Source organism: Ruegeria discodermiae (genome assembly GCF_030758345.1).
Classification (GTDB): Bacteria; Pseudomonadota; Alphaproteobacteria; order Rhodobacterales; family Rhodobacteraceae; genus Ruegeria_C.
In genome coordinates this window covers 63,288-77,970 of the sequence record NZ_JAVAMO010000009.1, presented here as the reverse complement: position 1 = coordinate 77,970, position 14,683 = coordinate 63,288, and the positions used below count along the sequence as shown (strand labels likewise).

General features: G+C 60.7%; 11 protein-coding genes. 3 read left to right on the top strand and 8 right to left on the bottom strand.

The window, feature by feature from the left end; translation table 11 throughout:
• Positions 1-2 precede the first annotated feature (2 nt).
• From nosZ to Q5Y75_RS17995, 3 genes are read right to left on the bottom strand one after another with little or no spacing between them, the layout of a single operon-like run.
• Complete coding sequence (nosZ, locus tag Q5Y75_RS18005) at positions 3-1,910, bottom strand: TAT-dependent nitrous-oxide reductase (RefSeq protein ID WP_306200089.1); 1,908 nt, start codon at positions 1,908-1,910, stop codon at positions 3-5.
• A gap of 14 nt (positions 1,911-1,924) precedes the next feature.
• A complete protein-coding gene (locus Q5Y75_RS18000; protein ID WP_306200086.1) occupies positions 1,925-4,102 on the bottom strand; it encodes a NosR/NirI family protein in 2,178 nt (725 codons plus the stop codon).
• The gene (locus Q5Y75_RS17995) at positions 4,093-4,560 is read right to left on the bottom strand and encodes a DUF2946 family protein (protein WP_306200083.1); all 468 of its coding nucleotides are present in this window, start codon (positions 4,558-4,560) and stop codon (positions 4,093-4,095) included. Before Q5Y75_RS17995 ends, Q5Y75_RS18000 begins: the two co-directional genes overlap by 10 nt.
• A 168-nt stretch (positions 4,561-4,728) precedes the next feature.
• Here Q5Y75_RS17995 and Q5Y75_RS17990 point away from each other — a divergent pair, with 168 nt between their 5' ends.
• Complete coding sequence (locus tag Q5Y75_RS17990; RefSeq protein ID WP_306200080.1) at positions 4,729-5,433, top strand: Crp/Fnr family transcriptional regulator; 705 nt, start codon at positions 4,729-4,731, stop codon at positions 5,431-5,433.
• Position 5,434: 1 nt separating this feature from the next.
• On the opposite strand, the gene Q5Y75_RS17985 is transcribed toward Q5Y75_RS17990, so the two are convergent.
• The 4 genes from Q5Y75_RS17985 to Q5Y75_RS17970 are packed head-to-tail and all read right to left on the bottom strand — an operon-like array spanning position 5,435 to position 10,029.
• Positions 5,435-7,369: a nitric oxide reductase activation protein NorD gene (locus Q5Y75_RS17985; RefSeq protein WP_306200078.1), complete on the bottom strand. Its 1,935-nt coding sequence runs from the start codon at positions 7,367-7,369 to the stop codon at positions 5,435-5,437.
• Between the two features lie 9 nt (positions 7,370-7,378).
• On the bottom strand, positions 7,379-8,194 hold the full coding sequence (locus Q5Y75_RS17980) for a CbbQ/NirQ/NorQ/GpvN family protein (RefSeq protein ID WP_306200075.1): 816 nt from the start codon (positions 8,192-8,194) through the stop codon (positions 7,379-7,381).
• Positions 8,194-9,561, bottom strand: coding sequence for a cbb3-type cytochrome c oxidase subunit I (locus tag Q5Y75_RS17975; RefSeq protein ID WP_306200072.1), 1,368 nt, complete (start codon positions 9,559-9,561; stop codon positions 8,194-8,196). The genes Q5Y75_RS17980 and Q5Y75_RS17975 overlap by 1 nt, the downstream gene beginning before the upstream one ends.
• Positions 9,562-9,576: 15 nt before the next feature.
• On the bottom strand, positions 9,577-10,029 hold the full coding sequence (locus Q5Y75_RS17970; RefSeq protein WP_306200068.1) for a c-type cytochrome: 453 nt from the start codon (positions 10,027-10,029) through the stop codon (positions 9,577-9,579).
• A 325-nt stretch (positions 10,030-10,354) separates the two neighbouring features.
• On the opposite strand from Q5Y75_RS17970, the gene Q5Y75_RS17965 reads away from it, so the two are divergent.
• Positions 10,355-12,157, top strand: coding sequence for an NAD(P)/FAD-dependent oxidoreductase (locus Q5Y75_RS17965; RefSeq protein ID WP_306200065.1), 1,803 nt, complete (start codon positions 10,355-10,357; stop codon positions 12,155-12,157).
• A 32-nt stretch (positions 12,158-12,189) separates the two neighbouring features.
• Here the strand turns inward: Q5Y75_RS17965 and Q5Y75_RS17960 are convergent, their stop codons facing one another.
• Entirely contained in the window at positions 12,190-13,389 is a 1,200-nt protein-coding gene (locus Q5Y75_RS17960; protein ID WP_371933287.1) for an ROK family transcriptional regulator, read from the bottom strand.
• A 190-nt stretch (positions 13,390-13,579) separates the two neighbouring features.
• On the opposite strand from Q5Y75_RS17960, the gene Q5Y75_RS17955 reads away from it, so the two are divergent.
• Complete coding sequence (locus tag Q5Y75_RS17955) at positions 13,580-14,593, top strand: sugar ABC transporter substrate-binding protein (protein WP_306200059.1); 1,014 nt, start codon at positions 13,580-13,582, stop codon at positions 14,591-14,593.
• Positions 14,594-14,683: the final 90 nt, after the last annotated feature.

Below are 14,683 nucleotides of genomic sequence, written 5' to 3'. Positions count from 1 at the left end.
CCTCAAGCGCTCCGCGGCTCAACGAACATCCGGCCGCGCATTTCCATGTGCAGCGCGTGGCAGAACCACTGGCAGTAGAACCAGTGCACGCCCGGACGGTCGGCAACGAAGGTGACAGAGGCTGTGGCCTGCGGGCCAACCTCCATCGCAACCCCAAAGTTCGCCATGCAGAAGCCGTGGGTCACGTCATCCACGTCATCAAGATTGGTGACAAAGACGGTTACTTCATCACCCTGTTTGACAGTGAACTGCTCCATGCTGAATACCGGCGCGACCGAGGTCATGTAGACCCGTACCTTGTTGCCGTCCCGGATCGGTTCTTCGGCACCGTAGTCCAGATCGACACCATCGGCGGCGGCCTGTTGGCGCGCGTCTTCCCACATTGGATCGTTGCGGTCCCAGACATTGACCGGGTTCACGATATCCCGGCGCACGATAATGGAATCATGCGGCTCGGCGAAGGTCGGGCCGTCATGGACCACCTTCATCTTGTCGCCGGAAATGTCGATCAACTGCTCGTTCTCGGGCTTGAGCGGACCGACATTCAGGAACCGGTCCTTCGAGAACTTGTTCATCGAAATCAGCCACTTGCCATCCGCATCAGCGGTCTCGCCCATTGAGGTCGAGTTGTGGCCCGGCTGGTACTGCACATCCACCTTGTCCAGGATTGGGTCCACATCCGCCCCGGCATAAGCCTCGATCGCCTTGGCGATGTCCCATTTCACCACCTGACTGTCGAGGAAGAGCGTGGTGAAGGCATGCCCATTGCCGTCAAAGGCGGTATGAAGCGGGCCAAGGCCCAGTTGAGGCTCGGCCACGATGCAGGAGCGCGGCTCGGCATTGTCACCAAAAAGCGCTTCGACCTTTTCCACATCTATCACAGACACTGTCGGAGACAGCTTGCCGTTGATCATGATGTGTTTCTTGTCAGGTGCGGCGTTCACGCCATGCGGACTGTTGGGGATCGGCACATAGCGGGTGAACTGGCTGTTGGCCTCTTTGCGCCCATCAACCACCTTAGCTCCATTCAGCTCCTGGAAGTTTCCGGCAGCGATCGCCTCTTCGATGGCCTTGATGTTGAAGACCACCACATGGTCCAGCTCGTTCTCGGTCATCTCGGCTAGGTTCATGCCCATTTCCGAGTTGTACGAGGTCGAAAACGCGTATTTGCCCTGATAATCGCAATCGGTGTTGTCGAGGTTGCCCGAAACGATCACCTGCCAGGCGACCTCCATCGTGTCACCGTCAATGGCGGTGAAGATGTTTACGTATTGCGACGGATCATCCAGAACCGAACCGTCATTGACCAACGGTGCCTCATGTTCGCCATTGGCAAAGACATAGCCGGTGCGTGGGTATTTCTGCGGGCGCAGCCCATGAATATCCATGGCGTTGGGAATCTCGATGATCTTGTCGCATTTCATCACGTCGCAGCGCACGCGGGCCACACGGGTGTTGGCCTTGTCGTTCATGAACAGGTAACGCCCGTCATAGGTGCCGTCGGTGAAGGACATGTGCGGGTGGTGCAGATCACCATTGTCGTAGGTTACCTTGCCGTTTGCGGCCAGATACTCCTTGGTTTCGGGCAACAGCCCCTCGGTCATAACTTTCAGCGACTCATTGGTCTGCCCCCAGCCGGTGGCCGAGCAGCGGTTGAACACCGGCACCCGCATCAGCTCGCGCATCGAGGGCACGCCAAGGATGCGCAGCTCGCCGGTCTGACCCGAGGACCAGAAACCGTAATACTCATCCAACTCGCCGGGCTCCAGATTGACCTTGGCGGCGGCACTTGCTTCGCGCGCAGTCATCATCGTGGTGCCAAGCCCGGTTGCGGCCAGGGCCGCCCCGGTTGCGGTGGCCCCCATCAGGCCACGGCGCGTGATGCTCAGTTTTTTGTCTTGATCCGACATCGTCATTCCCCCTTTCAGGAAGCAGTTTTTGGTTTGGCGTTCGGGTGGTTCGCCGGTGGTTGGCCCAACGGCACGTTCAACTCGACCGCACCCACCTTGGCGCGGCGTTTGAGCTGGCGGATCACCACCGGGCATTTTGTCTCGGACTGGTAGAGCACCTGACAATGCAGGCAGGTGACGCATTCGTTCGGATTGATCTCACCGGTGGGATGGATCGCCTGAACCGGACACTCGTTGGCGCAGGTCTGACAGGGCGTGCCGCACTCCTTGTAGCGCTTGAGCCAGTCGAACATGCGCACACGCGCGGGAATGGCCAACGCCGCCCCAAGCGCGCAGAGATAGCGGCAATAGAACCGTTCGATGAAAAAACCGACGAAGAGCAGCGACAGGGCAAAGACCACGAATGGCCAGTCGCGCATGAATTTCAGGATGATCGCGGTTTTGAACGGCTCGACCTCAGCATATTTCTCTGCCAGCGGGATCGACACCATGCTGAGGCCAAAGAGCCCGAGAAAGATCATGTATTTCAGCGGCCAGAGGCGTTCGTTCAGACCCCAGGGCAGCGTCCATTGCGGCACGCGGCAGGCCCGCGCGATCTTGTTGGTCAACTCCTGCAGCGCGCCAAACGGGCAGAGCCAGCCGCAATAGGCCCCCCGGCCCCAAAACAGCAGCGCGGCGGCGACGGCGAACCATTGGATGAAGACCAGCGGGTCAAGCAGAAAGGCGTCCCAGGTGAATCCGGTGCGCAGGCTGCCCGCCAGCGCCATCAGGTTGACCACGCTCAGCTGAGCATTGGCGTACCAGCCCACGAAGAACAGCGTTGCGGTCAGAAAGGCGATGCGGAACCAGTAAAACACCTGCGCATTGGCCGTAACATGAAACTGAAAGAAGAAGGCCGCCGTCAGCAGCAGCAGCATGCCGCCCAGGGCCGCAATCTCAACCTGCCGGTCCTTCCAGATCCGCTGCCAGAGCGCGGCCTTGGCGGCGGCCTCGTCACTGGCATCATCGATCACCACCGGGGCGGCGACGGGCAACAGGTATTGCTCGGGCAACCTGTAGCCCAGATCGAAGGTCAGAAAGGTCTTTTCAACTGCGCCCACGGCCCGTTGCGCCAGCAATTGCAGCCGGAAGGGGGCGGCGGGGTCGAATTCGGCCTCAACCGGGATTTTGAAGATATCCAGCTCCGTGAAGCTGGGGGCATCGGGGGCGGCAACCTCGCCCAGCCGTTGCTGTTGCTTGTCAAAGAAGCGCACTGAGTGGTCGCCCTGGATCAGCTGAATACGGTCGAAAATCCCGCCGCGCACATAGCCCGAGCCCTTGTAGCTATAGGCCCCGCGCCCCAGCACCAGAATGGCATGCTCACCGGGTTGCAACCACGCGGTCAGGTTCTGGTATTCGGCCTCACCCAGCAGCGATTTCCCGATCAATGGCACCGAGACCAGCGCCAGATGCATGTCGATATAGGTATCGTCGGGCGCGCCCGGCTCCGGTCGTTTGATCGCGCGCGCGTCGCCCGTGGCTTCAAAGGCCGCGTTGATCTGGCCGATATCCAGCGTCAGCCGCCGGATCGAGCCGTCACCGGACAAGATGGTCCAGTCCGAGACGGCGTCCTGCGCCATGTCAATCTCGCGCTGCGGCCCATCGGGCTGCACCGGTGACAACCCGCCCAGACCCAGCGCCCGCGCCACCTTGATACCGCCTCGGACAAGGCTGTCATCAATCACCATGATCGTGACGGTCGCGCCCGAAATGATGTCGAGGTCATGCCCCTCACCGCCGGTCTCGGCCTCGCGTTTTAGATCCAGCCCGGCATAACCTTCGGTCAGTTCGACCATGCGCGCATTTGGGATACCGATCAGCACGATGGGTTCGGAATGTTTGACCAGTTCCACACCGGTCAGTACCGCATCCTCGTCAATCGCGGCGACCACATGGATGGGTTTGCCGGAATAGCCGGTGGTGCCGACAAAATCAGAGGTCAGGAACGCCCAGGCCACGGTCTCACCATCGCGCAGCACAGGGGCGACCGCGACGTCCGCGCGCACCGGGCCAAAGGCCTCGGCACCCGGTGCAAGCTCGGCAGGGTCTATGTCAGGCAGAAAGCTGGCCAGGCTGTCGGCCTGGGCGCTTAGCGCGACAAGGCAGGACAGCAGGAACGCCAGAAGGAAGCAGATTGCGCGGTTTAGGACCATCGCGCACCTCCGGTCACGGGAGTGAAGTCCAGAACCACGCGCAGGGCACGGATCATATGATTTTGGCTCTCCAGCGGGGGGCCGCGGTTATCGGGCCAGAATTGCGCCGGATTGTGGTGTTCGCATTGCGCCGGGACGGAAAGCCGGGCGCTTGCGGGGGCCGGCGTCAGGCTAACACCCGGAACAGTGGCCAATGGGGCAAAAGATCCGACGGCGCATAGCATGCAATTCTGACATTTCGGACAGGGCTCGCTTTCTCGCTCTTCTCCGTCTTCGTCGATCTGTATCCAGACCGCCGCACCATCCGAACAGATCTCAATCCACTCACCACCCCCGGCGCGCACCAGCGAGGGGGCGAGCAATTGCAGAACAAACAGCGCGATACCAAGCAGCGCAAATGCGCTGTTGAGCCTGCGGCCCGGAGCTGTGCTGAGAGGGATGGAGGCGACGTGGATCATGAGCCCGGTTCGGTATTGTGACGCGCGAGTCCTACGCTGATCCAGGCGCACACTTCTTGACTTCGGTCATGTGGGCGCAGATTCGAGCGATGGATGCAGTTGACAAATCAGGCAACCGGCGTGATTGCTCGGGGCTTATTGGCTTCTGCTCCAGCAAAGGTGCCAGACGTGACGCATGACGCCCATAAACTCGTGGCCCGCAAATCGCTGCTGGTGCGGTCGCTGCCGGAACAACATGTCGAGCATGTGCTGAGCCATGCGCTGTGGCGCAGCTATGATCGGGGCGAGACCCTGTTCCTGCAGGAAGAGAACGCGCATGCGATCCATGTGGTGCTGGACGGCTGGGTCAAACTGTATCGCGTTTCGCCGACCGGGGCAGAGGCGGTAGTCAGCGTCTTTACCAAGGGCGAGAGCTTTGGAGAGGCCGTTGCCCTGCACAACCTGCCCTATCCTGTCTCGGCCGAGGCCGTGTCCCCCTGCGAAGTGATGCATATTCCTGCAAACGTGCTGATCTCGCTGATGCGCAAGGACCCTGAGATCGGGATTTCCATCCTGGCGGCAACCTTCAGCCATCTTCACGGGCTGGTGTCGCAACTTGAACAGCTCAAGGCGCAAACCGGGGCGCAACGGGTGGCCGAGTTCCTGCTGACACTCTGCCCGGGAGAGGCGGGCAGTTGCGAGGTCACGCTGCCCTATGACAAGATGCTGATCGCCGGGCGTCTGGGCATGAAGCCCGAAAGCCTGTCGCGCGCCTTTTCCCGGCTGAAAACCGCGGGTGTGCGCGTCAGCCGTAACCATGCCGAGATTGCCGATATCGAAGCGCTGCGCGAATATGCTGAAACTGATCGCGCCGATAGCTGGCACAAGGGCTAGCTCAGGCACCCACCAATTGCCGGTAGATCTGCGGCAGGGCCAGTGTCAGACGCGCCGGATCGGGACTGACCGCAAAGCCGCCCTGCCCGAACATGCGCGGGAACCAGCTCTTGCCGGTTTTGTCGACGGTTACCCCAAAAACCGACTGCCCTGAGCGGCGCGCCTCGCGCACCGCCATGGCGGTATCCTCGATCCCGTGGCGGCCCTCGTAATGGTCCAGATCGTTGGGTTTGCCGTCGGTGATGACCAGCAGCAGCCGGCGTTTGCGGCTCTGCTCTGCCAGATCGGCAGAGGCATGGCGGATCGCCGCGCCGAGGCGGGTGTAAAAGCCGGGACGCAGCGAAGCGATGCGTTGTTCCACCCTTGGTCCCATCGCCTCGTCAAACCCTTTGCAGCGCTGAACATAGACACGCTCGCGCTTGAGTGATGAAAACGCGTGGATCGCAAAATCGTCCCCACAGGCATCCAGACCCCAGGCTAGGGCCGCCAGCGCTTCGCGCTCAACATCAATGACAGCCCGCCCCGACACCGCGCTTTCAGTCGAGCGGCTGACATCCAGCAGGATCGACACCGCCAGATCGCGCGCCTCGGGGCGTGACTGCATCCAGATGCGATCGTTGCCCTGACCGCTGACAACGCGATCGGATTCGGCCCGCACTGCGGCGTCCAGATCCATCTGATCGCCGTCCAGATGGCCCCGTGTCATCACCCGCCCCGGACGCAGCGCTTCGAACTGGCGCTTGACCGCGCGGATGCGGCGGGCGGTGGTGGGGTCCTGACCAAAGATGTCCGCCTCCTCCCAAATTTCGGCCTCCGAGGTCAGAACGTTCACATGATCTGGAAGATACTGGCCCGAACGTACATCCCATTCGGGATAGAGCACGCGGCCCGACAATCGCTCGCGGTCCACATCCTCGGGCGCGAGGTCGAGATGCAGCTTCAGCCGCGTCGGCGGCGCCTTGGAAATCTGGCCCAGCCCGATCTCATCCTGATCGTCTGCGGCTTTCCTGGCGTTGTCAGGATCGTCATCATCCACCCGGCGGTTGAGGTTGAGGAACTCGGTCCAGCTGAGGATCGCCTCAAACTTGTGCAGGATGAAACTGTCGCTTCGGGCCGCCTGATCGGATTTGCGCCGCCGCGCGCGATGGGTCTTCTCTCCGGACTCTTCCGGCGGTCCCTCGGTGTCGCGGTTTTCCACCTCATGCGCATCCGAGAATGTCACTGGTCGCAATTCAGGCCAGAGTGGCACCGGGCGAAAGGGCTGATAGCCGCGCGGGGCGCTGATATCGGGTTCAAAACCGATTGAAGGCGCTTGCAAACGCCTTGCCTGTTCTGAAAGCGGGCTTGGATCGCCCAGCATGTGGCAGATCACCTCTTCCACCGCCGCCTCGGCGGGCGGCAGGTTTGGCACTATGCGCTGATGCAGCAGCCCCTTGCACAGCTCTTCATAGAGCGGGCGCAGGCCTGGGGCATTTTCCAGGGTCCGGCTCACCATTTGCTGAGCTTCCTCCAGAGCGCCCAAATCCGCGCGCAGCGGGTCCGGCTCGTCGATCTGCGTCCCGGCATGAGCCGAGGCGGCGGCCAGCCAGATATAAAGCGCGGCGTTGGCCTCGCGCACCGGATAGACCGCCAGCCGGTCCGGCAGGCGCAACACCTCACCATCGAAACTGGCGCGCGGCAGCGCTTCGGCTTCAGTACCAAGCTGTCGCCGCCAACCCAACCGGTGGCGCGAGACCTCGGGCGAGACCGGGCGCAGCTCTACGCTCGCGCCGCCGCCAAGCCCGCGAAACAAAACGGCCAGCCGTCCGGCAACCTCAGAGAGGTCGACCGCGGCCTCGTCATGCGCAAGTGGCGCATCCAGACGGCTGGCAAGACTGTGCCACAGTTTCCCGATGGTTTCTTCGGGTTCCCATGGCTCAAACTCGATCCTGCCCATACGCCGGCCTCACCCAAAGACGGCAGTGACAAGATCGAGGAGGCCGCGTTTGATATCCTCGTCATCGGTCAGCGGTTCGACCATCGCCGCCAGAATCGCGCGGTCGGTCGACATGCCCTGCGCAATCAGCGTTGCGGCATAGACCACGAGCCGAGTCGAAACCCCTTCTTCCAGATCCTGGCCTTTCAACCCGCGCAGCTTGCCCGCCAACCGCACCAAGGCAGCACAGCGATCCGGGTCGAGCCCGCTTTCCTGCGCCACGATCTGCGTTTCCACTGGTGCGGCGGGAAAATCGAACTCCATCGAGATGAAGCGCTGCCGGGTCGATGGTTTCAATGTCTTGAGGATGTTCTGGTATCCGGGGTTGTAGGAGGCGACCAGCATGAAGCCCGGTGCGGCGTCCAGCTCTTCGCCGGTCCGATCAATCGGCAGGATGCGCCGGTCATCGGTGAGCGGGTGCAGCACCACCGTCACATCCTTGCGCGCCTCAACCACCTCGTCGAGATAGCAGATCGCGCCTTCGCGCACGGCGCGGGTCAGCGGCCCGTCGACCCAGACGGTCTCGCCACCTTTCAGCAGGTAGCGCCCGATCAGGTCGGCAGCAGCTAGATCGTCATGGCAGGCCACGGTGTAAAGCGGTCGGCCCAACTGCGCTGCCATATGCGCCACGAACCGGGTCTTGCCGCAGCCTGTCGGCCCTTTCAGTAGAACCGGCAGGTTGTTGGTGTAAGCAGCTGCAAAGACCTCACACTCATCGCCCTGGGCAAGGTAGAAGGGGGCGCCTGCCGCCCCCGCCTCCAGTTTTAGGGATCCATCCATGTCCATCACTCCGCAGGTGTTTTGGCAGCACCGGGTTCGATGACCTCTTTACGCGGCACCCAGATGGCGTAGATGAACAGCAACGCGCCAATTACCACCACCAGACCCGAGCCAAAGCGCATCCAGTAGAAGATCGCGACCTGATCCTGCACATCCATGAAATAGTCGCCCAGCACCCGCTGCAGATGGGTCTGGATGGTGCCCGCAAAGGTCAGCACGAAGGTCATGAAGACCATACCACTCGACATCAGCCAGAAGGACGCCATGTTCAGCACCTGATTATAGGGATCGCGCCCTTTCAGGATCGGCATCGCATAGGTGAAGATTGCCAGATTCAGCGAGACATAGGCCCCGAAGAACGCAAGGTGACCATGCGCGGCGGTGATCTGCGTGCCGTGGGTATAGTAGTTCACTCCGTGCAGCGTATGCAGGAAGCCCCAGACACCCGCGCCAAAGAAGGCCAGCGTTGCACAGCCTAGCGACCACAGAAGTGCTGCCTTGTTGGGATGATCCCGGCGGCCCTTCCAGACCATGACGAAGGCAAAGGCCATCATTGCAAAGAAAGGGATCACCTCAAGCGAACTGAAGATCGACCCGATCCACTGCCAATAGCCCGGCGTGCCGATCCAGTAATAGTGGTGCCCGGTGCCGAGGATGCCTGAGAACAGCGCAGCGGCGACAATGACATAGAGCCATTTTTCCACCACCTCGCGGTCGACGCCGGTCAATTTCAGCATCAGATAGGCAAGGATCGAAGCCATGATCAGCTCCCACACGCCTTCGACCCAGAGGTGGACGACATACCACCAGTAAAGCTTGTCGAGCCCGAGGTTTTCGGGGTTGTAGAAGGCAAAGAGGAACAGCAGAGCCAGACCCCAGAGGCCCAGGATCAGGATATTGCTGATCGCGGTCTTGCGGCCCTTCAGCACCGTCATGGTGACGTTGTAGAGAAAGATCAGCGCCGCAACGACGATCCCGGCCTTGACCCATTTCGGCTGTTCAAGGAATTCGCGGCCTTCCTTGCCGAGAAAGTAATTCCCCTCGAACAGGTTGAAAACATAGGTGACCACCACGCCAAGCGTGCCGATCACCAGAATGGCCAGCTGGATATAGGCCAGCTTGGTTGAATGAATCTCGCGCTCCGTCTCTTCGGGGATCAGGAAATAGGCCGCCCCGAAGAAGCCGGTGATCAGCCAGACGATCAGCGAGTTGGTGTGCAGCATCCGCACGATGTTGAACGGCAGCGACTCCGACAATGTGTTCGGAGAGACATAGATCCAGCCTGCCAGCAAGCCGCCAAGCACCTGGATCGCAAACAGCGCCATGGCCACGGCGAAATAGGCCAGCGCGATTTTCTGGGATTGATATTTCATTGGGTCAGGCCCTCCTTAACCAGCGTCATTCGGCGGCCATTCCTGGGCATCGATATGGTCTGTCCAGATGAGGAAATCGGTGAGGTTCTGCAGCTCTTCGTCGCTCAGATCAAAATTGGGCATCTGCCGCCGCCCTTCGATCCCCGTGGGCTGGCTTTCCATCCAGCCCTTGAGCGTCTCGAACGCCGATTCACGATCGTCGAGCACATCCCACCGGGTCATCACATTGGCCAGTTCAGGGGCGAAATAGGCCCCTTCGCCCAGAATCGTGTGGCAGTTGATGCAGGCATGGTCCTCCCACACACGTTTGCCAGCGGCGACACTTTCGGTCAGCGGCTCAGACGCGGTCGAGGTGTTCACGATGTAGCGGTGTGAGTGGATGGTCAGGCCCACGAAAATGAGGATGAAGAACAGTGACCCGCCATAGAAAATGTTGCGGGCCATGATTTTGGTCATGACTTCGCGCATTGCGCTCTCCTTTGCGCCGCGTTGGTGATGAGGGGAACCATGTCGGGTGCAGGCGGATAGGGCCTTAACGAAAGTCAAGCCTGCGAGATTAAGCCAGCCGATTGGCCGGGCGGGCGCGGGGATGCCTGCGCTGGCGACCAAAGTGGCAGTCTACTTTGACCCGGATTTGATGTTAGGGTCCCGCTGAACACCACAAAGACGTAAGGGGCCGACCGGGAATAGCGGCTTGCGCTGGGCTGTCACATCATACGGCCCCTCGGGCTAAAGGCTCATGGTGACGCGGACCGGTCAGGAACTGATCGAAGAAGCAATCAGGGAGGACAGAATGCTTGATACAACACTTGCCGACCAGACCCAGGCTTTTCTGGACGATTTCGGACAGGCGCTTGCCGAGGGTGATATTGCCCGGGCAACGGACATGTTTGCCGATGAATGCTACTGGCGCGACCTTGTGACCTTTACCTGGAACCTCAAAACGGTAGAGGGCAAAGATCAGGTTGCCGACATGCTCTCGCATCAGTTGGCCACGACAAAGCCGTCGGGCTGGTCAATCGCCGAGGGCGAGGTTCCAACCGAAGAAGACGGCGTCGTCACCGCCTGGATCAGTTTCGAGACCGAAATCGCCCGTGGCTATGGTCTGATCCGGTTGGTGGGTGGCAAGATCTGGACCCTGCTGACCACGATGGTCGAACTGAAGGGCCATGAGGAACCCAAAGGCTTCGCCCGCCCGCTTGGCGCCAAACATGGGGCAGGCAGGCACCGCACCACCTGGAAAGAAGAGCGCGAAAAGGAAGAGGCAGAGCTTGGTTATCAGACCCAGCCTTATTGCCTGATCGTCGGCGGTGGTCAGGGCGCCATCGCGCTTGGCGCGCGGCTGCGCCAGCTTGGCGTGCCCACCATCATTGTCGAGCGCAACGAACGACCCGGCGACAGCTGGCGCAACCGTTACAAATCGCTCTGCCTGCATGATCCGGTCTGGTACGACCACCTGCCTTACATCAAGTTCCCTGAGAACTGGCCGGTCTTCTCACCCAAGGACAAGATCGGCGACTGGCTGGAAATGTACACCAAGGTGATGGAGTTGAACTACTGGACCCGCAGCACCGCAAAATCCGCCAGCTACGACCCAGCCACTGGAGAGTGGACGGTGGTCGTGGACCGCGATGGCGAAGAAGTGGTGCTGAAACCCAAACAACTGGTCATGGCCACCGGCATGTCGGGCAAGGCCAATGTGCCCGATTTCCCCGGCATGGACAGCTTCAAAGGCGATCAGCATCATTCCTCGAAACATCCCGGCCCGGACGCCTACAAAGGCAAGAAGGCGCTGGTGATCGGCTCGAACAACTCGGCTCATGATATCTGCGCGGCGCTATGGGAGAACGATGTCGATGTGACCATGGTGCAGCGCTCCTCGACCCATATCGTGCGCTCTGACACGTTGATGGATGTGGGCCTTGGCGCGCTATATTCCGAAGAGGCGGTCGCGGCGGGTGTGACCACCGAAAAGGCCGATCTGATCTTTGCCTCCCTGCCCTACCGGATTCTGCACCAGTTCCAGATCCCCGCCTATGTAGAGATGAAAAAGCGCGATGCCGACTTCTACGAGGGTCTGGAAAAGGCAGGGTTCTGGCTGGATTGGGGCGACGATGACTCGGGACTATTCATGAAGTATCTGCGCCGCGGGTCGGGCTACTACATCGATATCGGCGCAAGCCAGTTGATCATCGATGGCGAGATCAAGCTCAAGCGCGGTCAGGTTGTCGAAGTGGTCGAAGACGGGGTCATTCTGGATAGTGGCGAAAAGCTGGAGGCCGACCTGATCGTCTATGCCACCGGCTATGGCTCGATGAATGGCTGGGTCGCGGATCTGATGGGGCAGGATATGGCCGACAAGGTCGGCAAGGTCTGGGGCCTTGGCTCCGACACTACGAAGGATCCTGGCCCCTGGGAAGGCGAGCAGCGCAACATGTGGAAGCCCACCCAGCAGGAAGCGCTGTGGTTCCATGGCGGCAACCTGCATCAGTCGCGCCACTATTCGCAATTCCTGTCGCTACAGCTAAAGGCGCGCATGGAGGGGCTGGACACGCCGGTCTATGGCTTGCAGGAAGTGTATCACCTCGGGCGCTGATCCTGGCAGGAACGGTGCCGCCAGATGTCGGGTTATATCGCCGATAGCCCGGCATTTGTGTTGAGCAGATACTGCGAAAAGAACGGGCTGCTTGCCGCGCCGATTCCACGCGCGTTGCCACCGATGCTGCCTGGTTCGATCTGAGGGACCACCAATCCGCGCGTGTCCTGATTGATCAGGTATCGCCGCACCCGCTCTACCAATTCGTTGCGCACGGGTTCGGGAAAGGCGCCGTCAATCAGGATCGCCTCGAAATCGATCACCGAGCAGATCGACAGCGACGCCTTGGCAAGTTCCTGCGCCGTCTCGCCAATCCAGGGATCGACGTAGCGCGACAGGGCGCTCCAGTCCTGCGGTTGTCGCCAGAGCAGTTTGGGGTCCAGCCCCGCCTCGATCAGGCGCGCCTCTAGCAGGTGGATCGAGGCAACATCGATCAATTGCCGGCTCTCACCCAACGGCCCGGTGCTGCGCATCGACCCCAGCGCGCCAGCATTGCCCTGATTGCCCTCAAACACCGTGTCATTCAGAACGACGCCGCCACCAATGAACGACCCTATGAAGAAATAAGCGTAGTCGCGGTATTTCTTCGCGCTGCCATAAAGATGTTCGGCCCGGCAGGCGGCGGTGGCGTCATTGACGACAAAAACCGGAAGGTCACTGAAACCAGCGACTTGCTCGGCAAAGCTCATGTCTTTCCAGGTTTCAAACTTGTTGGCGGGCGCACCCACCAGATCGTGCCATTTCCAAAGTTCGAACGGCGCAGCAATCCCGATCCCGCACAGCCGCGCCAGCGCACCAGTATCCAGATCAGCGCACAGTGTTTCCATTCCACCTTCGAGAAAGCCAAGAACCGCGTCGGGCAGCGGGTAGTCGAAGGAAGTGCGGAGTTGATTGCGCACCCTGCCCGCAAAATCGAGCAGCAACAAATCCGCACTGCGACGTCCGATCTTCAACCCGAAGGACAGCACGCCATCGGGGTTCAATTCCATCGGGATTGAGGGTTTGCCAACCTTGCCACGGATCGGCTGGCCGCGCTTGACGAAACCGTCTTTCTCAAGCTTGCGCAGGATGACCGAGACCGTTTGCGGCGACAGCCCGGCACGACGCGCCAGATCGCTGCCCGGCATCGCGCCGTTGCGTTGCAGCATGGAAAGAAGCAGGCGTTCGTTATAGTCGCGAACCCCGCTCTGGTTCACGCCCCCGATATGCTCTCTGACATCTTGGCCATCCATGATGCCGACCATAGTGATCTCCTGTTCAAGGGAAAGATGCCCAAGGCGGTTTAATAAATCAAGTTTATTTATTTATTGACAGACAGAAAGGAATCGGGCTTGCTAGCAGGCAACCTGAAGCCGGGAGAGCGTTCAGGTTCGGGCCGGGTGAAACCACCCCGGTTGCAAGTTATTTCCTTGGGAGGACATCATGAAAAGACTTTTGACTTCGTCGGCATTGGCCTTGACCGCGCTGGCCGGAACCGCCTCGGCGGATGAGGTTGCCGCCTGCCTGATCACCAAGACGGACACCAACCCCTTCTTCGTGAAGATGCGCGAAGGCGCCGAAGCCAAGGCCGCCGAACTGGGTGTGAGCCTGAGCAGCTATGCCGGCAAGGTCGATGGTGACCACGAGACCCAGGTGGCCGCGATCGAGACCTGCATCGCCGGTGGCGCCAAGGGCATTCTGCTGACCGCCTCCGACACCAGCTCCATCGTGCCCGCAGTCGAACAGGCTCGTGAGGCCGGTCTGCTGGTCATCGCTCTGGACACCCCGCTCGAACCGATCGACGCTGCTGATATGACCTTTGCCACCGACAATTTCCTGGCTGGTGAGCTGATTGGCCAATGGGCCGCCGCCGCGCTGGGCGATGAGGCCGCAAATGCCCGCATCGCGATGCTTGATCTGGCCGTCAGTCAGCCCACCGTTGGCGTGTTGCGCGATCAGGGCTTCCTGCAGGGCTTCGGCATCGATCTGGGCGATCCCAACAAATGGGGCGATGAGACCGATCCGCGCATTGTCGGCAATGACATCACGGCAGGCAACGAAGAAGGCGGTCGCAAGGCGATGGAGAACCTTCTGGCCAAGGACCCGACAATCAACGTGGTCTACACCATCAACGAGCCCGCCGCCGCCGGAGCCTATGAGGCGCTCAAGGATATCGGGCGTGAAAACGACGTTCTGATCGTATCGGTCGATGGCGGTTGCCCCGGTGTCGACAACGTCAAGGATGGTGTGATCGGCGCGACCTCGCAACAATATCCGCTGCTGATGGCCTCCAAGGGGATCGAGGCGATTGCAGCCTGGGCCAAGGATGGGACCAAGCCGCAGGCTACCGACGGCAAGGATTTCTTTGACACCGGTGTATCCCTTGTCACCGACAATCCTGTCGACGGCGTTGACAGCATTGACACGGCCAAGGGAACCGAGCTCTGCTGGGGCTGATAAGCACCCCAAGCGCTTGAACATAATGTGGCGGGCGTGCTGAACCGCGCCCGCCACACGGACCCAAAACTACTGCTACTACCGGGAGGA

Bases quoted from the DNA above. Each gene is read 5' to 3' on its own strand.
- nosZ (WP_306200089.1), bottom strand. From the start codon at position 1,910: ATGTCGGATCAAGACAAAAAACTGAGCATCACGCGCCGTGGCCTGATG.
- Q5Y75_RS18000 (WP_306200086.1), bottom strand. From the start codon at position 4,102: ATGGTCCTAAACCGCGCAATCTGCTTCCTTCTGGCGTTCCTGCTGTCC.
- Q5Y75_RS17995 (WP_306200083.1), bottom strand. From the start codon at position 4,560: ATGATCCACGTCGCCTCCATCCCTCTCAGCACAGCTCCGGGCCGCAGG.
- Q5Y75_RS17985 (WP_306200078.1), bottom strand. From the start codon at position 7,369: ATGGGCAGGATCGAGTTTGAGCCATGGGAACCCGAAGAAACCATCGGG.
- Q5Y75_RS17980 (WP_306200075.1), bottom strand. From the start codon at position 8,194: ATGGACATGGATGGATCCCTAAAACTGGAGGCGGGGGCGGCAGGCGCC.
- Q5Y75_RS17975 (WP_306200072.1), bottom strand. From the start codon at position 9,561: ATGAAATATCAATCCCAGAAAATCGCGCTGGCCTATTTCGCCGTGGCC.
- Q5Y75_RS17970 (WP_306200068.1), bottom strand. From the start codon at position 10,029: ATGCGCGAAGTCATGACCAAAATCATGGCCCGCAACATTTTCTATGGC.
- Q5Y75_RS17965 (WP_306200065.1), top strand. From the start codon at position 10,355: ATGCTTGATACAACACTTGCCGACCAGACCCAGGCTTTTCTGGACGAT.
- Q5Y75_RS17960 (WP_371933287.1), bottom strand. From the start codon at position 13,389: ATGGATGGCCAAGATGTCAGAGAGCATATCGGGGGCGTGAACCAGAGC.
- Q5Y75_RS17955 (WP_306200059.1), top strand. From the start codon at position 13,580: ATGAAAAGACTTTTGACTTCGTCGGCATTGGCCTTGACCGCGCTGGCC.